Annotated in this window: 21 protein-coding genes; 8 read left to right on the top strand and 13 right to left on the bottom strand. The window is 63.4% G+C overall.

From position 1 onward, the window contains the following. The first annotated feature begins 5 nt into the window (after positions 1–5). Positions 6–578 carry a putative Fe-S cluster assembly protein SufT gene (gene sufT / locus CK498_RS11230; protein WP_095620958.1) on the top strand — a complete coding sequence of 191 codons (573 nt, stop codon included), beginning with the start codon at positions 6–8 and terminating at the stop codon, positions 576–578. Positions 579–650: 72 nt separating this feature from the next. After that, a complete protein-coding gene (locus tag CK498_RS11225; protein ID WP_229359063.1) occupies positions 651–1,322 on the top strand; it encodes a SanA/YdcF family protein in 672 nt (223 codons plus the stop codon). On the opposite strand, the gene CK498_RS11220 is transcribed toward CK498_RS11225, so the two are convergent. The 4 genes from CK498_RS11220 to CK498_RS11205 form a co-directional block, all read right to left on the bottom strand. Further along, positions 1,319–1,759 (bottom strand): hypothetical protein, encoded by a 441-nt coding sequence (locus CK498_RS11220; RefSeq protein WP_095620957.1) that lies wholly within the window; start codon positions 1,757–1,759, stop codon positions 1,319–1,321. The two genes, CK498_RS11225 and CK498_RS11220, sit on opposite strands and share 4 nt — an antisense overlap. Positions 1,760–1,883: 124 nt before the next feature. After that, on the bottom strand, positions 1,884–2,792 hold the full coding sequence (gene rimK, locus CK498_RS11215; RefSeq protein ID WP_095620956.1) for a 30S ribosomal protein S6--L-glutamate ligase: 909 nt from the start codon (positions 2,790–2,792) through the stop codon (positions 1,884–1,886). Between the two features lie 52 nt (positions 2,793–2,844). Beyond that, on the bottom strand, positions 2,845–3,282 hold the full coding sequence (locus tag CK498_RS11210; RefSeq protein WP_095620955.1) for an ATP-dependent zinc protease family protein: 438 nt from the start codon (positions 3,280–3,282) through the stop codon (positions 2,845–2,847). A 14-nt stretch (positions 3,283–3,296) separates the two neighbouring features. Then, a complete protein-coding gene (locus CK498_RS11205; RefSeq protein WP_095620954.1) occupies positions 3,297–4,328 on the bottom strand; it encodes a DUF3549 family protein in 1,032 nt (343 codons plus the stop codon). 268 nt (positions 4,329–4,596) lie between these two features. On the opposite strand from CK498_RS11205, the gene CK498_RS11200 reads away from it, so the two are divergent. Both CK498_RS11200 and CK498_RS11195 read left to right on the top strand, forming a co-directional pair. Further along, positions 4,597–4,929 carry a YqcC family protein gene (locus CK498_RS11200; RefSeq protein WP_095620953.1) on the top strand — a complete coding sequence of 111 codons (333 nt, stop codon included), beginning with the start codon at positions 4,597–4,599 and terminating at the stop codon, positions 4,927–4,929. Position 4,930: 1 nt separating this feature from the next. Further along, on the top strand, positions 4,931–5,431 hold the full coding sequence (locus CK498_RS11195) for a gamma-glutamylcyclotransferase family protein (protein ID WP_095620952.1): 501 nt from the start codon (positions 4,931–4,933) through the stop codon (positions 5,429–5,431). A 126-nt stretch (positions 5,432–5,557) separates the two neighbouring features. Here CK498_RS11195 and CK498_RS11190 read toward each other — a convergent pair whose 3' ends face one another. Further along, positions 5,558–6,169, bottom strand: a complete 612-nt coding sequence (locus tag CK498_RS11190; RefSeq protein ID WP_095620951.1) for an OmpW/AlkL family protein — start codon at positions 6,167–6,169, stop codon at positions 5,558–5,560. A gap of 333 nt (positions 6,170–6,502) precedes the next feature. Here CK498_RS11190 and CK498_RS11185 point away from each other — a divergent pair, with 333 nt between their 5' ends. Beyond that, the gene (locus tag CK498_RS11185; protein WP_176475777.1) at positions 6,503–6,805 is read left to right on the top strand and encodes a cyd operon YbgE family protein; all 303 of its coding nucleotides are present in this window, start codon (positions 6,503–6,505) and stop codon (positions 6,803–6,805) included. Positions 6,806–6,873: 68 nt separating this feature from the next. Here the strand turns inward: CK498_RS11185 and putP are convergent, their stop codons facing one another. The 6 genes from putP to katG form a co-directional block, all read right to left on the bottom strand. After that, complete coding sequence (gene putP / locus CK498_RS11180; RefSeq protein ID WP_095620949.1) at positions 6,874–8,352, bottom strand: sodium/proline symporter PutP; 1,479 nt, start codon at positions 8,350–8,352, stop codon at positions 6,874–6,876. Positions 8,353–8,402: 50 nt separating this feature from the next. Next, the gene (gene proC / locus CK498_RS11175) at positions 8,403–9,224 is read right to left on the bottom strand and encodes a pyrroline-5-carboxylate reductase (protein ID WP_095620948.1); all 822 of its coding nucleotides are present in this window, start codon (positions 9,222–9,224) and stop codon (positions 8,403–8,405) included. Positions 9,225–9,269: 45 nt separating this feature from the next. Continuing rightward, a complete protein-coding gene (putA, locus tag CK498_RS11170) occupies positions 9,270–12,461 on the bottom strand; it encodes a bifunctional proline dehydrogenase/L-glutamate gamma-semialdehyde dehydrogenase PutA (RefSeq protein WP_095620947.1) in 3,192 nt (1,063 codons plus the stop codon). Positions 12,462–12,661: 200 nt separating this feature from the next. Beyond that, positions 12,662–13,480 carry an AraC family transcriptional regulator gene (locus CK498_RS11165; RefSeq protein ID WP_095620946.1) on the bottom strand — a complete coding sequence of 273 codons (819 nt, stop codon included), beginning with the start codon at positions 13,478–13,480 and terminating at the stop codon, positions 12,662–12,664. A 75-nt stretch (positions 13,481–13,555) separates the two neighbouring features. Next, positions 13,556–13,930 carry a hypothetical protein gene (locus CK498_RS11160; protein WP_095620945.1) on the bottom strand — a complete coding sequence of 125 codons (375 nt, stop codon included), beginning with the start codon at positions 13,928–13,930 and terminating at the stop codon, positions 13,556–13,558. Positions 13,931–14,068: 138 nt separating this feature from the next. Then, positions 14,069–16,249 (bottom strand): catalase/peroxidase HPI, encoded by a 2,181-nt coding sequence (katG, locus tag CK498_RS11155; RefSeq protein ID WP_095620944.1) that lies wholly within the window; start codon positions 16,247–16,249, stop codon positions 14,069–14,071. Between the two features lie 375 nt (positions 16,250–16,624). On the opposite strand from katG, the gene CK498_RS11150 reads away from it, so the two are divergent. Next, positions 16,625–16,987, top strand: a complete 363-nt coding sequence (locus tag CK498_RS11150; protein ID WP_176475776.1) for a hypothetical protein — start codon at positions 16,625–16,627, stop codon at positions 16,985–16,987. Between the two features lie 16 nt (positions 16,988–17,003). Here the strand turns inward: CK498_RS11150 and CK498_RS11145 are convergent, their stop codons facing one another. Then, on the bottom strand, positions 17,004–17,669 hold the full coding sequence (locus CK498_RS11145; protein WP_095620942.1) for an NYN domain-containing protein: 666 nt from the start codon (positions 17,667–17,669) through the stop codon (positions 17,004–17,006). A gap of 406 nt (positions 17,670–18,075) precedes the next feature. On the opposite strand from CK498_RS11145, the gene CK498_RS11140 reads away from it, so the two are divergent. Further along, positions 18,076–18,411: a zinc ribbon domain-containing protein gene (locus CK498_RS11140; protein ID WP_095620941.1), complete on the top strand. Its 336-nt coding sequence runs from the start codon at positions 18,076–18,078 to the stop codon at positions 18,409–18,411. 3 nt (positions 18,412–18,414) lie between these two features. Continuing rightward, positions 18,415–18,750 (top strand): hypothetical protein, encoded by a 336-nt coding sequence (locus CK498_RS11135; protein ID WP_095620940.1) that lies wholly within the window; start codon positions 18,415–18,417, stop codon positions 18,748–18,750. Positions 18,751–18,930: 180 nt separating this feature from the next. Here the strand turns inward: CK498_RS11135 and CK498_RS25765 are convergent, their stop codons facing one another. Then, positions 18,931–19,368 (bottom strand): hypothetical protein, encoded by a 438-nt coding sequence (locus CK498_RS25765; RefSeq protein WP_141246941.1) that lies wholly within the window; start codon positions 19,366–19,368, stop codon positions 18,931–18,933. Positions 19,369–19,800 lie beyond the last annotated feature (432 nt).

Below are 19,800 nucleotides of genomic sequence, written 5' to 3'. Positions count from 1 at the left end.
GTCGAATGAGCGATATCGAGCAGATTGCCAGCCTCCAGAAGGGCCAGAGCCTACCGCTGCAGCGTGACGTGGAGGTGATCTCGATCCCCTTCGGCAAGACCATCACCCTGCCCGAGGACAGCGTGGTGTCGGTGATGCAGGCCAAGGGCAGCAGCGTCAGCGTCGCCTTCGAAGGCCGCCTGTACCTGGTCGAGGGCGCCAATCTCGACGCCCTGGGCCTGGAGGCGCTGCCGCGCCCGACGCTGCACGAGGATGCCAGCGACGAGGAGATCGAACAGTTCGTGTGGGACCAGTTGCGTACCTGCTTCGACCCGGAGATTCCGGTGGATATCGTCGAGCTGGGGCTGGTCTACGGCTGTCGTATCGAGCGATTGCTGAGCGGTGAGCGCATCGTCACCATTCGCATGACGCTGACGGCACCCGGCTGCGGCATGGGCGACGTGATTGCCGCCGACGCGCGCAACAAGATCCTCGGTGCGCCGCAGATCAGCCAGGTGCATACCGAGATCGTTTTCGATCCGCCCTGGAGTCGTGAGATGATGAGCGACGAGGCCAAGCTGGAACTGGGCATGTTCTGAGCCGGCGCCCGGCCGCGGCTTGCCGCGTCAACGGGGCGCGGTTGCCGCCAACCGGGGAGCTCGATGCCGATAATGATGTCGCTGTGGAAGCCTTTCAGGGCTGTGCTGATGGTGCTTGGTGCCTCGCTGCTGGTGGCGGCGCTGTTGTTCGTTGCCGCCAATGCCTGGGTGCTGGCCAAGACTCAGGCGCGCATCGAGCACGACCTGCCAATCTGCAGTGCGCAGCCGGTGGCGATCGTCTTCGGTACTTCCCACTGGACCCGCGCCGGTAGCCGCAACCCTCACTTCGAGGCGCGCATGAGCGCCGCCTCGCGGCTGATGCGCATGCGTCGAGTCCAGCATCTACTGCTCTCCGGCGATAACCGCACGCGTTTCTACAATGAGCCGGTGACCATGTGGCGCGACCTGCGCGCCCGCCAGGTACGCGACGTCGACATGACTCTCGACTACGCCGGCTTCAGTACCTTCGATACTCTATCCCGAGCGCGCGACGTGTTCGGCGTCGAGCGGGCGCTGTTGGTCACTCAGTCGTGGCACCTGCCACGGGCGCTGTTCATCGCCGATGCGCTGGGGCTCGAGGCCACCGGTTGTGCGGCGCCGGCGCAGCCGGTGGCCGGTGTGTGGCGACTACAGATGCGCGAGTGGGTGGCGCGAGTGGCGACCCTGGGCGATCTCTATCTGTGGGAGCGGCGGCCCTATTTCCTGGGGCCATTGGAGCCGTTGGAGATCGCGCCTCGGGCTTAGCGGCGCTGTTTCTGGATGCGATAGAGCTCGCGGATCAGTGCCCGGCAGTTCTTCCAGCAGCGCTCGATGACCGGCTCGATGGCATCCGGCAGGGGGTGGGTATGGACCGTGGCCAGCGCCTGCATCAGCACGCGCTCCTGCTCCAGCAGCTCGCCGATCAGTACCTGGCTGTCGTTGCCGACGAAGCTCTTGAGACGACTCCATAGCCACAGGTAGTCGTCGCGCTCGACGTCGGCGTCGCGCGGCAACAGGCGCAGGTGCTTCTTGGCCAGCGTCTGCAGCTCATGCATGGCTGCATCACGCTCGTCATAGTGAGGTTTCAACGTTTCGCGCAGGGAAGGGCGCAGGCGTTCGAGATTGTCCTGAAAATAATCGAGACTGTCGGCCAGCGCTTCCAGCAGGCTATCCATTGCCACCTGGCGATTGTCGAGAAACATGAGCGGTCACCTCCTCCGGTGACCCAAATTGTGCGGGTGGAAACAGTGTTTTGCTAGCCCCGTTGCGAATAATTTTCGCGCTTGCGCACTTTTTGCCGTTATTCGGGGCTTAGCCGGCCGCTGCTCAGCCCTTGGGCTTGGGGGGCGTCTTGCGCGTGGGGGCGGCGTGCTTCTCGATATGCTCGATGATCAGCCCGGCGATGTCCTTGCCGGTCGCGGTCTCGATACCTTGCAGGCCGGGGGAGGAGTTGACCTCCATGATCACCGGCCCGTGATTGGAGCGCAGCAGGTCGACGCCGGCCACCCGCAGGCCCATGGCCTTGGCGGCACGAATCGCCGTTGAGCGCTCCTCCGGGGTGATGCGGATCACGCTGGCGCTGCCGCCGCGATGCAGGTTGGAGCGGAATTCGCCATCGGCGGCCTGGCGCTTCATCGACGCCACCACCTTATCGCCGATCACGAAGCAGCGGATGTCGGCGCCCTTGGCCTCCTTGATGTACTCCTGAACCATGATATTGGCCTTCATGCCCATGAACGCCTGGATCACGCTCTCGGCGGCCTGATTGGTCTCGGCCAGCACCACGCCGATGCCCTGGGTACCCTCGAGTAGCTTGATCACCAGGGGGGCGCCCTTGACCATGGTGATCAGGTCGGGGATGTCATCCGGGGAGTGGGCGAAGCCGGTGATCGGCAAGCCCAGACCCTTGCGCGACAGCAGCTGCAGCGAGCGCAGCTTGTCGCGGGAGCGCGTGATGGCCACCGAGTCGTTGAGCACATAGGTGCCCATCATCTCGAACTGACGCAATACCGCACAGCCGTAGAAGGTCACCGAGGCGCCGATGCGTGGGACCACCGCGTCGAAGTGCTCGATCTCCGCGCCCTTGTAGTGGATCGAAGGGCGGTGGGAGGCAATGTTCATGTAGCAGCGCAGGGTGTCGACCACGCGTACGCCATGGCCGCGCGCCTCGGCGGCTTCGATCAGCCGACGCGTTGAATACAGGTTACGGTTACGCGACAGCAGGGCAATGTGCATGGATCAATCCCTTAGCGAATGTCATCGGTATAGGCGGCATGCTGGCCGCGTCTCAGGGCTCACCGTGCAGGAAGGTTTCCCCGGGCGCAATCAGCAAGCGTCGCATGGTGCGCCGGCCGAGCAGCATCGGGTGGCGCAGGTTGCTGCGGTCGGCCAGGGACAGTTCGGTGTCGAAGTGCAAGCTGCCGAGTTCGAGGCGAGTGCGGATCACGTAGCGCCACTCGGCGTGGCCGTTGGAGCTGGTGACGCGGCGGCGATCGTAGAGGTGCAGCTTGAACGGATGAGCTGGGCTGCCTGGCCCGCCAGCGCGAGTGACGAAGCTCACCCAGACATGGCCGTGCTCCTCGAAGGATTCGATATCCTCGGCGTGCAGCGACGAGGTACGCGCGCCGGTATCGGCCTTGGCACACAGGCTCAGGCCGAGTTCGGGCAGGGTGACCATTTCGCGGCGACCGATGACCGCCTGGGCATGGTAGGGCAGCGACTTCATGGGGTGTACCTCGCTCAACGCGTGGGTGTCAGGCCGCTTAGGCGCTGGCCAATGGCCGAGTCCGGGGTGGCCTGGCGTAGGGTCATCAGCACCGGCAGCCGCAGCCGGGGAATCAATGCCAGGTCGCGGGCCAAGGCGCTGAACTCCGCCTGGGGATGCTCGGCCAGGCGGGTCAGGAAGCGCGGCAGGCGTTCGTCGTCCTCGAGGTGCTCCCAGCCGCGTGCGGCCATGGCAGCCAGCAGGTCGGGGCCGCAGGCGGCCGGGTCGCCGAGCAGCTCGCCGTACCAGGCCGTGGCCACCGTGTGGCTGGCGCCCACTCCGCGCACGCAGGCGCACAGGGTCTCGAGGTCGCCCTCGCGGGCGGCGCGCTCACCGCGCTGGCGTAGTGCGGCCGCCAGGCGTGGCGCCAGTGGCAGGTGCTCGAGGCAGTAGCACAGCGGCTGCAGCACCTCGTCGGGTAGTGCGTCGAGGCGGGCGGCGATACGCTCGGCCTGGGCGGCGTCGTGGCGCACCGCGACGTCGGCCAGGCCCTGTAGCCCCAGCGCCTGCCACTCATGGTTCTGTTCGCCGGTGAGGTACTCCTCGGCGAGCTCGTGATGCTGACTGGCAGGAGCGTCGAGGTCGGCACTGGCGCGGGCGTGGAGCATGGCCTGCAGCGGCAGCGTCGGCGTGAAGGCCAGCGGGTTATCCTTCATCAGGTTATCGATGTGGCTGGCCTGGGACGGTGACTCGAGGTGCTCGGCGCTGCGCCCCAGGGTCTCCAGCAGACGCTGGATGAAAGCGTCACGCGGCGCGGCGCTGAGCCGGGCCTGTTCGTCCAGCGGCAGGGCCAGAAACCAGATCATCGGCTCCTGTTCGGGGCGCAGGCGAAACACGCAGGCCAGGCGCGCCTCGCCCTGCCAGTGCGCCGGCCAGGGCTGAGTGCCCTGCTCGAATTCGGCGAGGATGGCGGGCGGGCAGGGGCTGACGCGACGGCCCATATGATAGAGCCGCACCTCGGCCCCGCTGCGGTCGAAGAAGTCGCTTAGTGTGGCAATCGGCTGCATGGCACTTTCTCTGGGTCGAGCCGCGCACTGTACCGCGAGGCCGGGCTGCTTGTCAGCAGCAGCAACAACGCTTGGTCGTAGCATGCCAGTCGGCTCGCTGGTCATAAATTGATCAGTTTGCGCTAGTGCCCATGAGGGATGGACATGCGACAGTTGTCAAAGGGTTATCCACAGGCTCTTGCAGTGAATCTGTGAATTCCCTCACAGCATCGGGGTGGCCAGGCTCGGATCGGCACGGGATAATGGCGGCATGTCCAAGGGAGAAATCATGAATCCGCATCAACGACTCGACCAGGCCCTGCGTGAACTGGAAGCCACCCTCAAGGCGGCCGACCTGTGGCGGGTCGAGCAGCCCTCGGCCAAGGCGTTGGCCAGTCAACAGCCGTTCTGCGTTGACAGCATGGAACTACCGCAGTGGTTGCGCTACGTCTTCGTCGCCCGGCTCGATGCGCTGGTCGAGGCCCAGGCACCGCTGCCGGCCAGCTGTAGCGTGGCGCCGGCCGCCGAGGTCTACCTGCGCCAGGCCCAGGTGCCGGCCCATCATCTGCTGCTGGTGGTCAAGGCGATCGAGCGCGTCGATCTCGTGGTCACGGAGAACTGACATGGCGTACTACTTTGCCTATGGCAGCAATATGAACCCGGCTCGCGTCGAGGCGCGTATCGGCGCCACCCGGCGTGCGCTACCGGGTACCCTGGCCGACCACGCGCTGCGCTTCGACAAGGCCTCGCGCATTCCGGGGATTGCCCACGCCAATGTCGCCAGCCAGCCCGGAGCTCGGGTCGAGGGTGCGCTGTTCGAGCTGATGACGCCGCAGCAGATTGCGCTGATGGATCCGTTCGAGGGCGTGCCCCACGACTACCAGCGCCAGCGCCGCGAGATCATTACCCACCAGGGCGTGATCGAGGCCTGGGTGTATATCGCGGTGCCTGAGCGGACTCGCGGTGCACTCAAGCCGGCCCGGGAGTACCTCACCCATCTGCTGGCCGGCGAGGCCTTCCTGAGCGCCGACTACCATGCTCGTCTGCGCGAGGTGGAAGCCGTAGAGGGGCTCGACGCCGCGACCCTGGCGGTGTTGGGGCTGCATGCCACCACCGCAGGCTGATGCTGTCTTGTAGGCGCACGCTTGCGCGAGCGCCTCTCTAACCCTGTACGCGAACACGAAAACGCCGGGGCCATGGCCCCGGCGTTTGGTTATCGATGCAGCGAACAACGTCGCCGTATCAACCGATCAGAAGCGGAAGGTTACACCGCCGCCGATGGTCAGCGGATCGACCTTGGCGGTGCCCACTTCGGTGCCATCGATGCGGATGTCACCTTCGACGTCGGCATAGTTGGCGAAGCCGTTGAGCATCACGTTGTCGGTGACCGCCAGATCGATACCCACCTGGCCGATGGCGCCATAGGAGCGGCGAACGTTCAGCCCAGGCAGTTCCTCGCCAGAAAAGCGAGTGTAATTGAGGCCGGCACCGACGTAGGGTTGGATGCGCGAGTCGAGACCGCCCAGCGGGTAGTAGTTGACCATCAGATTGATCGGCATGCGATCCAGAGTGCCGACACCCGCGCCATCGACGGCAAGATCGTGTTCGACTTTCTCGGTACCAGAGAGCTCGACGCCGATATTGTCGTGGAACAGGTAGCCGAGGCCGTAGGAGAAGCCACGCTCAGCGCTGCTGATGCTCAGGTCGCCGTCACCCACGTTGCCATTGTCGGAGCGGGTATCGGTCTTGGCCACGCCACCGCGCACGAAGAAGTCGCCGGCGCTATAGGCCAGGGCGGACTGGGCGGCAAACAGGCTGCAACCAGCGATGGCGGCGGCGGTGATCAGTTTGGTGGTTTTCATGAGAGTTCTCCTTGAAGCCTTGCTTCGTCACATCAATGCCTTGCCGGATGGCAACGGCGTTCCAAACCGTGTCAGGCAACCTAGTATAAGAAACGCTGTTTCCTAAGTCTGGTTGAAAATTGTAATCAGCGCAATAGGGCCGATAAAACCAAGGTATGGCGCTTTTCTACTAAGAGTATAGCGGAGGGTAACTTATACGTAAAACAATTCATGTATCACTTTTGTTTGGTCTTGGCTGCGCTGTACGATCACCATTGCCTGGGCGTCTGGAGACCTCGCCATGACGGCGATTATCATCTTAACTGAAACGGAATGGATCGCTGGGAGAAGCGCATGCCGAGTTTCGCGACACGTCTCGCCGGACTGCCCCAGGCGCCGCTGGTGGCGATGGGGATCTCGACACTGTTGGCGCTGTGGCTGCTGTGGCGCCCGGAGCTGCTGAGCGCGCTGGCGATGGCCTGGCGGCTGCCGCTGATCGTGCTGGGTATCTGGGCGCTGGGTGCAGGCTTCAGTCTAGGGGCTGGCCTGGTACCCGAGCGGGGGCCTCTGCGCCGGCTGTTGGGGCCGCCACTATGCTGGTGGCTGCTGGGTGGCTTTTCGCTGGTGGTACTGGCGCGGGGGCTATGGGGCGGCTGAAGCGCTGTGTACCGTGATATGCGAGCCGAAACGCCAGGAGCCGCCCAGTGGGCGGCTCCGGGTGGTGATTAGCCGCGGTTGATGGCGTCGAACTCGGCGGTCACGCTGGAAGCCGGCTCGTCGGTCGCCAGGCTGACGGCGACGATGGCGAGATAGGCGAAAATCACTCCGGGGACGATCTCGTAGAGGTCGAACAGGCCGCCGGAGAGTTCGGCCCAGAGTACCACGGTAACGCCACCGACGATGATCCCGGCCAGTGCGCCCCACTGGTTCATGCGCCGCCAGAACAGCGACATGATCAGCGCCGGGCCGAAGGCGGCTCCGAAGCCGGCCCAGGCGTAGGAGACCAGGTCGAGCACGGTGGCGTCAGGGTTGAGTGCCAGCAGATAGGCAAGGACGGCGATGCCGATCACCGCGAAGCGACCGACCCACACCAGCTCCGACTGTGAGGCATCCTTGCGGAAGAGCGCCTTGTAGAAGTCGTCGGTGAGTGCCGAAGAGGAGACCAGCAGTTGGGAGTCGGCGGTGGACATCACCGCGGCCAGGATGGCGGCGAGCAGGATGCCGGCAATCACCGGATGGAAGATCAGGTTGACCATGACCATGAATACCGTCTCGCCGTCGCCCAGCTCACGCGACACGAAACCGACCCCGAGCAGGCCCACGGCCACGGCGGCTACCAGGCACAGCGCCGACCAGCTGACGGCGATGCGCCGCGCTGTGGGAATGTCGTCTTCGCTGCGGATGGCGGCGAAGCGCGCCAGGATGTGCGGCTGGCCGAAGTAGCCCAGGCCCCAGGCCAGTGAGCTGATGATGCCCATGGCGGTCAGCGCCTCGCCGGTGGAGGCATCGCGGAACCACGACAGCATGTGCTCGCTCTCGGCGGCCAGCGCCGCGCCGGCACCGCTTGCCCCGCCCAGGTCGCTGAAGGCGATGATCGGCACGATGGCCAGGGCTGCTGCCATCATCAGGCCCTGGATAAGATCGGTCCATGACACCGCCAGGAAACCGCCGAAGAAGGTATAGAAGATGATCGCCAGGGTGCCGACGGTGACGGCGATGGTGTAGTCGAAGCCGAACACCGTCTCGAACAGTCGCCCGCCGGCGACCAGTCCGGAGCTGGTGTAGAACAGGAAGAACACCAGGATGAAGATCGCCGAGATTACCCGCAGCAGTTGGGTGTTGTCGTTGAAGCGGTTGGCGAAGAAATCGGGTAGCGTCAGCGAGTCGCTGGCACGGAAGCTATAGATGCGCAGGCGGCGTGCGACGATCAGCCAGTTGAGCCAGGTGCCGATCAGCAGGCCAATGGCGATCCAGCTGGCCGAGATGCCGCTGACGTAGGCCGCGCCGGGCAGGCCCAGCAGCAGCCAGCCGGACATGTCCGACGCGCCGGCGGAGATCGCCGAGGTCCATGGGCCCAGCGAACGGCCGCCGAGGATATAGTCGGAGAGGTTGGTGGTGCGCCGGTAGGCGATGATGCCGATACCGAGCATGACCAGTAGGTAGACGCCGAACGTCAGGCCAATGGTGATGTTGTTTTGGACCATGGGTTTGTCCTCTTGGGGCGTGTGGCGCGCCTGCGCGCGACGTTGGGTGCTTACTTGCCGAAATCCTTGGCCATCTCGCGGGCGCGGGCGGCACAGGCCTGCATGGCACCGTCGACGATATGGCGGAGCTCGGCGTCTTCGAAATACTGAATGGCGCGCTCGGTGGATCCCTGCGGCGACATTACGTTGCGCTTCAGCTGGGCGGGGTCATGCTCGCTTCTGAGTGCCATGCTGGCGGCGCCGAAACCGGTCTGCAGCGCCAGGCGGCGGGCCGTCTCGCGGGGCAGGCCAAGGTTGACGCCGGCCTCTTCCATGGCCTCGAAGAACAGGAAGAAGTAGGCTGGGCCGCTGCCGGAGACTGCGGTGACGGCATCCAGCAGTGCTTCTTCAGCGACCCACTCGACCAGCCCTACCGCGCTCAGCAGCTCGCCGGCCAGCTCGCGCTGCTCGGCATCGACCCGCGGGTTGGCATACAGCCCCGCGGCGCCGGCGCCGACCAGCGACGGGGTGTTGGGCATGCAGCGAATCAGTGCCAGCTCGCCGCCCAGCCAACCCTCCAGGGTGGTGGCCTCGAGGCCGGCGGCGACCGACACGATCAGCGGCTTGCGCGCTTGCACCGCCTCGCGCAGCGGCTCGCAAACCTGACGCATGATCTGCGGCTTGACCGCCAGCACCACCACGTCTGCTTCGTTGACGGCGGTGGCGTTGTCGGTGTGGGTACGGATGCCGTGGCGCTCGCGCAGCGTCGCCAGCAGCGTGTCGTCGGGGGAGGTGGCGATGATCGACTCGGCCGGATAGCCGCCGTCGAGCATGCCGCCGAAAATCGCGCTAGCCATGTTGCCAGCGCCGATGAAAGCAATCGTCTTGTGCATTATTAACTCGCTCCTAGTATCAGCAGGCTGGGGCGCAGCAGAGCACTACTCGTCGCCGAGAGCCAGCAGTGACGCATTGCCGCCCAGGGCGGCGGTATTCACCGTGACGGTCTTTTCGGTGGCGAAGCGCAGCAGGTAGTGAGGCCCACCCGCCTTGGGGCCGGTGCCGGAGAGGCCCTGGCCGCCAAACGGCTGTACGCCGACCACGGCGCCGATGATATTGCGGTTGATGTAAACATTGCCAACCCGAATTTTCTCCGCGATGGCGTTGGCGAAGGATTCATTACGGCTATGCACGCCGAAGGTCAGGCCGTAGCCGCGACCATTGATCGACTCGATCACGCGCTCCAACTCATTGGCCTTGTAGCGCACCACGTGCAGGAGCGGTCCGAACTGCTCGCGCTCCAGGGCCTCGATGCCGTCGATCTGGAACGCCATGGGGGCCACGAAGGTGCCCTCGGCGGTATGTGCGGGGTCCAGCGGCGTCTCGGCGAGCAGGCGCTTCTCGCCCTTGAGGCGCTCGATATGCGCATTCAGCCCCTGGCGTGCATCCTCGTCGATCACTGGGCCGACGTCGGTACCCAGGTCGCGGGGGTCGCCGACGCGCAGCTCGGCCATAGCGCCATCGAGGATCTCCAGCACGCGGTCGGCCACGTCGTCCTGCAGGTAGAGCACGCGCAGTGCGCTGCAGCGCTGGCCGGCACTCTGGAAGGCCGACTGGATCACGTCGGCGACCACCTGCTCGGGCAGTGCGGTAGAGTCGACGATCATGGCGTTCATGCCGCCGGTCTCGGCGATCAGGGTCGGCAGCGGGGCGCCCTCGCGGGCCGCCAGGGCGCGGTTGATGATCTGGGCGGTGTCGGTGCCGCCGGTGAACACCACGCCGGTGATGCGTGGATCGCTGGACAGCACGCTGCCCACGGTGGGGCCGTCGCCGGGCAGCAGCTGTACCACGTCGCGGGGCATGCCGGCCTCGTGCAGCAGCTCGATGACGCGGTGGGCGACGATCGAGGTCTGCTCGGCGGGCTTGGCCAGCACGGTGTTGCCGGCCACTGCGGCGGCCACGACCTGGCCGCAGAAGATCGCTACCGGAAAATTCCACGGGCTGATGGCGGCAAACACGCCCTTGCCGCCCAGTTGCAGGTGGTTGGACTCGCCGGTGGGGCCGGGCAGGGCGGTGGGCTCGGCGAACAGTTCCTCCGCGCGCATCGCATAGTAGCGACAGAAATCCACTGCCTCCTTGATCTCGTCGACGCCGTCGGTGAGCAGCTTGCCGCCCTCCCGCGAGCACAGCGTCATCAGCTCGGCCATATGGGTTTCCATCAGATCGGCGAGGCGGCGAATGATCGCGGCGCGCTCGGCAACCGGGGTGGCCTCCCAGCGCGGAAAGGCGGCCCAGGCGGCATCGACGGCCTGGCGGGCCTGCTCAGCGCTGGTCCACTGTACGCTGCCGACCGTCTGGCGGCGGTCATAGGGCGAGTAGACGACATGGGTGTTGGCCGGGTCGTCGGCGACCTCGACCGCCAGCAGCGGTTTGACGTCATGCCGTTTGTCCATGAAGCCGGCCATCTGATCCATGAGCGGCTGATACTGACTGCGTATGTTCAAGTTCACTCCCTGCGAATTCTTGCGACCGGCGCCGAAGATATCCCGGGGCAGCACGATCCTGGGGTTGGCGTAGCTCGAGTACTGCTCGAGGGTCTCCACCGGGTGCACGCACAGCGACTCCACCGGCACCTTGGGGTCGACCAGCTGGTGGACGAACGACGAGTTGGCGCCGTTCTCCAGTAGCCGACGCACCAGGTAGGGCAGCAGATCCTTGTGGGCGCCCACCGGGGCATAGATGCGGCAGTAGGTGCCCTTGGGGGCGCGGTTCAGGGCGGCGTCGTAGAGCGCCTCGCCCATACCGTGCAGGCGCTGGAATTCGAACGCGCGGTTGACGTCGTTGGCCTGCTCGAGGATGGCGCTGATGGTGTGGGCATTGTGGGTGGCAAACTGCGGGAAGATGCGCCCTCGGGTATGGTCGGAGAGCAGGAACTGCGCGCACACCAAGTAGGCGACATCGGTAGACGCCTTGCGGGTGAAGACCGGGTAGCCATCGACACCGAGCTGCTGGGACTCCTTGATCTCGCTGTCCCAGTAGGCGCCCTTGACCAGGCGAATGGGGATCTCATCGCCCTGCCGGTCGGCCAGGCGGTTGAGGTAGTGCAGGGTGGGCAGGGCGCGCTTGGAGTAGGCCTGGACCACCAGCCCGAAGTGCCCCCAGCTGCGGCAGGTGTCGCTCTCGTAGACGCTGCGGAACACCTCCAGGGAGAGCTCCAGGCGATCCACCTCTTCGGCGTCGATGGTGATCGCCACGTCGCGCTCGCGGGCCATGGCGGCGAGCTCGCGGACACTACCGACCAGTTCATCGAGCACCTGCTGGCGACGCCCGAACTCGTAGCGCGGATGTAGCGCCGAGAGCTTGATCGAGATCGACGGCGCCGGTGTCTTGCTCGGCAGCGCCTTGCTGGTCTTGCCGACCTGCTTTATGGCGCGGGCGTAGTCGTCGAAGTATTTGGCGGCATCGCGACGCGTGCGCGCGGCTTCGCCGAGCATGTCGTAGGAGTAGGTGTAGCCCTTGTCGAACAGCGGCTTGGAGCGCTTGAGCGCCTCGTCGATATCGCGACCCAGGACGAACTGCTTACCCATGATCTTCATCGCCTGGTACATGGCGCTGCGGATCACCGGCTCACCCATGCGGTTGACCAGCTTGTTGATGAAGTTGGCCGGTTTGCCGTCGCGGGGGTGGTCGAGATTGATTACCCGGCCGGTCATCAGCAGGCCCCAGGTCGAGGCATTGACGAACCATGACTCGCTCTGGCCGAGGTGCGACTTCCAGTCGGCGGGTCCCAGTTTGTCTTCGATCAGTGCATCGGCGGTGGCCTTGTCGGGAATGCGTAGCATCGCCTCGGCCAGGCACATCAGCATCAGCCCTTCGTGGGTGTCGAGGCTATATTGCTGGAGCAGCTCGTCGATGGAGTCCACGGCGGTATCCATTTCGCGCACTTCACGCACCAGCTCGGCGGTCTTGTCGGCGATACGGCGGAAGTCGTCCTTGTCAGCGCTGAGGCGCTTGACCAGCTCGTCGACGAAGGCATTTTCGTCGACGATATAGTGGTCACTGATACGCGTGAACAGTACCTCGAGATCCTGCTGCCAGGTCGAGGCATCCAGCATATTGTTGGCGTTGAGCATGACGAACTCCCTGCGGTTGGTGGTCGGGCAGGGCCTGGCACCGACGAGAACCGGCGGGCGTGGCCGCCTGTTTCGACCAGGGGTGTACCCCGACGTTAACGGTATGCCGTCAATGTAGGGCGGGGCAGTGGTCAGCGTATTGCCAATTTCCCGGCAGGATTTGTCAAAAACAGGGAAGCTGGGCGACAGAAGTGAACAATTTAGACCTTGGTCGTATGGCTGTCGCGGCGGATGACTTCGGCGGCGCCACGTTGACGCAGCTGGCTGGGAGGGTGGCCGAAGGCGCGACGGAAGGCATGGGATAGTGCGCTCTGATTGGCGAAGCCGGTACGCTCGGCGATATGCGACAGAGGCAGTCGGGTCGAGGTGAGCAGCTGGCGAGCCGCCCCCAAGCGCTGACGAAGCAAATACTGGTAGGGGGTCAGCCCGGTCTGCTCGCGAAAGCAGGCACTGAAGTGCGCCTCGCTGAGGCAGGCTTCGGCGGCCATGTCGGCGACTGTGAGACGCTCGCTGAGGTGGTGCTGGATGAAGCGGTCGATCAGTTGAATATCGATGCGCTGGGGCTGCTGCCGGCCGGGCAACTCGGGGTGTAGGCGGGCATACAGGCAACCCAGCAGGGTGGCGGCCAATAGGTCGCCCTGGGGGCTGCCCTGAGGCTGCTGGCGCTGATAGGGCTGGGAGAGCTCCTGGGTGAGAAAGGCCAGGTATTGGCGCAGCGGCTCGTCGAGGGCGAAGAAACGCGGCGCGTCGAACAGTCGCATCAGTTCGCGGTGTGGTCCGCTCAGCGACGGCGCATCCAGCGGCAGGTCGAGAATCAGCTGCTGGTTGTGGCCGACGCCTTCGTAATAGTGGACATGGTTGGCTGGCACGATGCAGCCAGAAAGCGCGGCAATCGAGCCGCCCATGCCCTCGATCTCGAATTCGGCATGGCCCGATAGACCAATCACCATCTGATGGTAGTCGTGGGCGTGGTGCTTGATGGTGTTGTCTAGCGGCATCAAGCGGATGGCGCTGGGCATGGCGTCACCTCCGAGTGTGGGACTGCGCGTCGCACGGCGCCCATTGTACCCCGCGCGGGGGCGTTTTCAGGCACTTCAGGCGTCGAAGTGCTGCTTGTCGCGTAGCGCGGTGTGTGAGGCAAGGTGCTCACGCAGTGCGGCAAGTTCCTCGCAGCCATCCTTGGACAACAGCGGTTGGCCTCGGGCGGCCTGCCATGGCCGACCGTGCTCCTCCATCAGCCGCTGGGCACGGCGGCGGACACCCTCGAGGTAGTCGTCATGGCGCACCGGATAGCCGACCACGACGTTCCACTCCGTCTCGCTGGCCTTGCCGTCGAGGGTCTTGTCGAATATTTCCAGCAGATGCTCGGGCTCGGTGCGATAGCGCGGCGTGCGCGACATCAGCAGAATGCCGATCATGCTGCCGAAGACCAGCGTGCAGACGCCGAGGACGAGCAGATAGAGGGCCATGGGCGGCTCCTTAGTGTTGCCTGCCCAACATCTTACATGCTCGTGGCACGCTGCTGTAGGGCAGCATTTGAGGGGGAATCACCTTGCAGATATACGAACGCCCCCGTGAGGGGGCGTTCGAGGGACGTGCCGCGGCTATCAGGCCAGATCGAAGCGATCGGCGTTCATCACCTTGGTCCAGGCGGCCACGAAGTCTTTGACGAACTTCTCGCCATTGTCGTCCTGGGCGTACAGCTCTGCGTAGGCGCGCAGGATGGAGTTGGAGCCGAACACCAGGTCAACGCGCGTCGCGGTAAACTTGGTATTGCCGCTCTTGCGATCCACGATATCGTAGGCGTTCTTGCCCTTGGGCTCCCAGCGATTGCCCATGTCGGTCAGGTTGACGAAGAAGTCGTTGGTCAGCTGGCCGACGCGGTTGGTGAACACGCCGTGCTGAGTCCCGCCGTAGTTGGTGCCCAGCACCCGCATGCCCCCCAGCAGGACGGTCATTTCAGGCGCGGTCAGACCCATCAGCTGAGCGCGGTCGAGAAGCATCTCTTCCGGCTTGACCACGTACTCCTTCTTCTGCCAGTTGCGGAAGCCATCGGCCAGCGGCTCCAGCGGCTCGAAGGACTCGGCGTCGGTCATGTCGTCGGTGGCGTCTCCACGCCCCTTGTGGAATGGCACGTGGACCTCGTAACCGGCTGCCTTGGCGGCTTTCTCGATGCCCAGGTTGCCGCCCAGCACGATCACGTCGGCGATGCTGGCACCGGTCTCGGCGGAGATCTGCTCATAGACCTTCAGCACCTTGGCCAGACGCTCCGGCTCGTTGCCTTCCCAATCCTTCTGCGGCGCCAGGCGGATACGCGCACCGTTGGCACCGCCGCGCATGTCGGAGCTGCGGTAGGTGCGGGCGCTATCCCAGGCGGTGCAGACCAGCTCGTTGAGGCTCAAACCACTCGCGGCGATCTTCTCCTTGACCACCTCTTCGATGTAGTTGGTCTCACCCTGCGGTACCGGGTCCTGCCAGATCAGATCTTCGTCCGGTACTTCCGGGCCGATATAGCGTGACTTGGGGCCCATATCACGGTGGGTCAGCTTGAACCAGGCGCGCGCGAAGCAGTCCTTGAAGTACTCGGGGTCTGCCATGAACTTTTCGCAGATCGCCCGGTATGTCGGATCCATCTTCATGGCCATGTCGGCATCGGTCATCATCGGGTTGCGGCGCACGGACGGGTCGCTGGCATCGACCGGCTTGTGCTCTTCCTTGATGTCGACGGGCTCCCACTGATTGGCGCCGGCCGGGCTCTTCTTCAGCTCCCATTCGTAGCCGAACAGCAGCTCGAAGTATCCCATATCGAACTGGGTGGGGTTGGTGGTCCAGGCCCCTTCCAGGCCAGACGTCACCGCGTTGGCGGCCTTGCCCTGCAGGTTGGGGTTGATCCAGCCAAAGCCCTGCGACTCGACGTCGGCTGCTTCAGGTTCCGGCCCAAGCGCCTCGGCATCGCCATTGCCGTGGGTCTTGCCTACGGTGTGGCCACCGGCGGTCAAGGCAGCGGTTTCTTCGTCATTCATCGCCATGCGAGCGAAGGTCTCGCGTACCTGCTCGGCGGTTTTCAGAGGATCGGGCTGGCCGTTGACGCCTTCCGGATTCACGTAGATCAGGCCCATTTGTACCGCGGCCAGCGGGTTCTCCATGGTGCTGGGGGTCTCGACGTCCTCGTAGCGGCTATCGGACGGCTCCAGCCACTCCTTCTCAGCGCCCCAGTAGATATCCTTCTCGGGGTGCCAGATGTCCGCCCGGCCATAGGAGAAACCGAAGGTCTTCAAGCCCATGGTTTCGTAAGCAACGTTACCGGCCAGGATGAACAGGTCAGCCCAGCTGATCTTGTTGCCATACTTCTTCTTGATCGGCCAAAGCAGGCGGCGTGCCTTGTCCAGGTTGCCATTATCCGGCCAGGAGTTCAGCGGTGCGAAGCGCTGGTTGCCGGTGCCGCCACCGCCACGGCCGTCGGCGAGGCGATAGGTGCCCGCGGCGTGCCACGCCATGCGGATCATCAGGCCACCGTAGTGCCCCCAGTCCGCCGGCCACCAATCCTGGCTGTCGGTCATCAGCGCGCGCATGTCGGCCTCGAGTGCCTCATGGTCGAGCTTCTTGACCTCTTCCCGGTAATCGAAATCCTCACCCATCGGGTCGGACTTGCTGTCGTGTTGATGGAGGATGTCCAGGTTCAGGGCTTCCGGCCACCAATCCGTATTGGTGGTGCCGGTGGTGGCACTGGTGTTGCCACCGTGCATGACCGGGCACTTGCCCGCGGTGTTGCTGTCGTTTCCGCCCATATCACTCTCCACATCGTTTTGATGGTACTGCGTTGCTGAAATCGATCGGCCACTCAGCAGGGTAGACACCCGTCACAAGGTGTCATGCTCGCCATTCTCACTGTACGCCTGAACCAAGGTGCTGTGTCACCGGTGGCGAGACCAAGGTCGTAGGGCTGTACGCGTGGGATTTTTCGTCCGCTGCGTTTCATAAGTAAGGTATAACAGACACACTGATAGTATGGATTTGATTTTTTGCACCACTTCGATAGCGCAGCTCAATAGCCGGTCACGGCTGGCCGTTGCGTGAACGCAGGATGTTGAGGATGGCGGTACCGGTGCTGGCAGAATCTGCAGCCCCTCACCATCACCCCCGGCATGGTCACCAGCGGCCGCATGCAGCTCACCAAGCACCAGGCATCTGGCACCGTGGTAGCCCACTGGCGAGACGTGGATAGCGGCGAAACGGTAGACGCGGAGGTGGGCGAGGGCGAGCCGGTCAACCGGCTCTTGACCACCTACCCGGATGCACAGAGCGCCCGCGCCGCCGCCAGCGCCGAGCTACGCCGCGGCCAGCGCGGAGAACAGCGGCTCGACCTTACCCTGCCCGGCGACCCTCAACTGATGGCCGAGGGCCGCCTGCAGCTCGAGGGCTTCCGCGAAGACGCCGACGGCGAGTGGCTGATCGAGCAGGTCGAGCACACCCTCAGCGAGGCCGGGTACCGCTGCCGGGTGAAGGCCGAGTTACCGGGGGAATGATTACTTCTGGTGCCAGTCAAGGCCTTGGCTGGGGCTTAGGACACGTGGAACGCAAGCCATCGATATGCTCGTGTAGCCCCGCTGGAATATCTCTGCGCATGGGGTCGAGAACGAAGTCAATGCCCTCGCGCCGGGCGATTTTGGCAACAGGAACGAAGTCGGCGTCGCCGGCAATGAGCACGATCTGGTCAACCTGCTTCTTGAGTGTCAGCGAGGTGACGTCTACACCAACTCTCATGTCGACACCTTTCTGGCGGGTGTCCATTTTGACGTCGTCCGGCCCCAGGTCATCGATGCTGATCTCCTTCTTGAGGAGCTTCTTGATCAGGTAAGGCTTTATAGTCCATTGCGTATCATCAGAGAGGTGCCCGAGGCGCAATGCGAGCTTCCTTTTGCCGCGTAGCGCTTCATGGAAGTCGTCTCGGAAGCTGGCTTCGTCGGTTTTGGAAAAGTCGATGGAGCGCCCCGAGATGGGGTTATGCGCTTTCTTCTGGAGGGGTGGGCAGTCGTAGACGAAAATCCGGTAGAGTTCTCGACGTTTACCATGCCTTTCATTCAGGTGGCTGACCGCCCAGCGGTGTAGGCATTCGGCAGCTCTCTTTCCGTTGTAGGCGTTGTCGGGTTCGATCCTGCGGTAACGCTTAATGAAGTAGCCACCATCTACGAGTATCGCGGTAGACAACTGTCTCTCCCTAGAACGTAGAACGCCCCTGGGCTCGGCACGTCCCGAGATGTGGGGGACGGCGTACTGCCAGGGGCGAAGATGCCTCAAAATCTAACGCCTAAACGTTAGACTGTCAATCCCTCTAACGCAAATCTAGCGAGTACGCTGCAGCGTAGGCTCGCGCCATACAGTTTAGGCTTTAGGTTTCGTGTATTCAGCAAGCGAACTGGCCAGTTGCCTAGTCGATAGGCTTGCCTGAAAGGTGGTCTAGAGATATGTGTGTATGAATAGCCAGTATTTTGTAAGAGATCGGCTATCACCTTGTAAGAGATCGCTGGGGTGCGGCGCCGAGGGTGGTAGCTGGCCAAGCCAGCGAATATGCTTACCGGGCAACTAAGAAAAATTCAGCAGAGAGTAGGGAACAATGGCACTCGTAGCATGCCCGGAGTGTACGCATCAGGTCAGCGACTCCGCTTTCAAGTGCAATCAATGTGGCCACCAGCTGCGCAAGCCCAAGCGAGGCTTCTTCGGCAAGCTGTTCAAGTGGTCCTTCATCCTCTTCAACGCCGCGATGGTCTTCTGGCTGTTCTCCTACATTGGGGTGATCGGCGAGTCGATGAATACCTCGCAGAATGAGTACGAGCAGGCCGGCACGGCGATAGGCGGCACCCTGGGGGTGGGCATGCTGCTGGTCTTCTGGGTCCTGGTCGACATCATCCTCGGCATGTTCGTGCTATTCACTCGCCCCAAAGGAGCCTGACCCATGAAGCGACTGATTTTGGCGGTAGCAGCGGCGCTGGCATTGCCTGCTATGGCTCATGCCCAGGACATCCCGCGATATGACGTCGAGGACCACTGCGAGCAGGTCGCAGGCTTTGGCGGATCATTCAGCAACAGCACCTACAATGGCTGCATTCAGATGGAGCAGTCGGCCTATAACGGCCTGCGAGACCAGTGGCAGCAGCTCCCTGCATCGATCCGCCAGCACTGTAATGACGTAGCTTCTTTCGGCGGTGCCGGCAGCTACAGCACGCTGCAGGGCTGCGTGCAGATGGAAGTGTCAGCAGGCGAGAACCGCGATTCGTTCAGCTTCGACTGAAGCTCGAAGGTGGGTAGGACAGGGCGCCCGCGTGGCGCCTTTTTTGTGACAGCAACAGAAGGTCGCCTCTGCCTAGCGTGAGACAGATCGCGAAAGCTGAGACGGCAGGCAGGGCAGTGCATTGATCTAGCGGGGGAATCTGGCAGGGTGCGGCTCTACCATTGAGTTGTAACTATTCATTCAGTATTGGCTGTGACCGGGTAAAGGCTGACAGATGGTCTCCGAGAAGCTTTTCCGTGCCACGGTCCGTACGCCTGTGCCTTGGTCGAACTCGAATCGGTCGGGGTGTAGGAAACTAAGACTTTCTCCGCCCGTGCTTGGGTCCGTCGTGATGGTGAGATCGCGCACGTATATCGCTTCAAGCCAAGGGTGGTGGCCGTAGGTGATGCCTCGTGTTGAGATTTCAGCCTGATACGGCGCAGCATCAGGATGCTTTGTATACTCGGCTTGCTCGGCGAGTGAATAATTGCCCGCAGCCGAGTACAGCGTTCTAACGATCTCAGCGACTTTTTTCTGCCCCAGCCTTGGCTGGAGAAGAGCTACCACGGGACGCTTTACGGATGCATGTTCACCAATCCATTGCCATCGAACAAGCCATGCGCATTGCTTGTAAGCCATCTATGTAACCTAAGTAAAGGAAAGAGGTTTTGGTCGCGAGTGTAAGGTTGCCCTAGGTCAGCATAGCTGACCCAGGGCGATGGCATTAAAGCCTCAGCAAGAAATACACAACCACACCACTGACTAACACCGTGCCCCAAGCAGGGAAAGATGCGGCCAGAGCGGTGTATACGGTCGCGTACGAACATGCTTTGGCAATAAGGCCTGCTGAGCACGTTGATTCAGGTTTGACCATGCAAAGCCCTCTTCAACAATCCCCCAGTCTCATATTGAGCCGGGAACGGGGGGCCAGACTTGCTGCCTGTTGCAGTTTAAATGCAGTCGATGTTGGCGGCAGCACCCGACTGCATAACGAGACCTCAGCGTTACGCTGCCCAGCATGTCTAGCGTACTCGATCTGATCGTTGAGTGGTAACTGTAGCCGTAAAACCC

The sequence above is a fragment of the Halomonas salipaludis genome (assembly GCF_002286975.1).
Lineage (GTDB): Bacteria > Pseudomonadota > Gammaproteobacteria > Pseudomonadales > Halomonadaceae > Franzmannia > Franzmannia salipaludis.
This window is presented reverse-complemented; position numbering and strand designations above follow the sequence as displayed.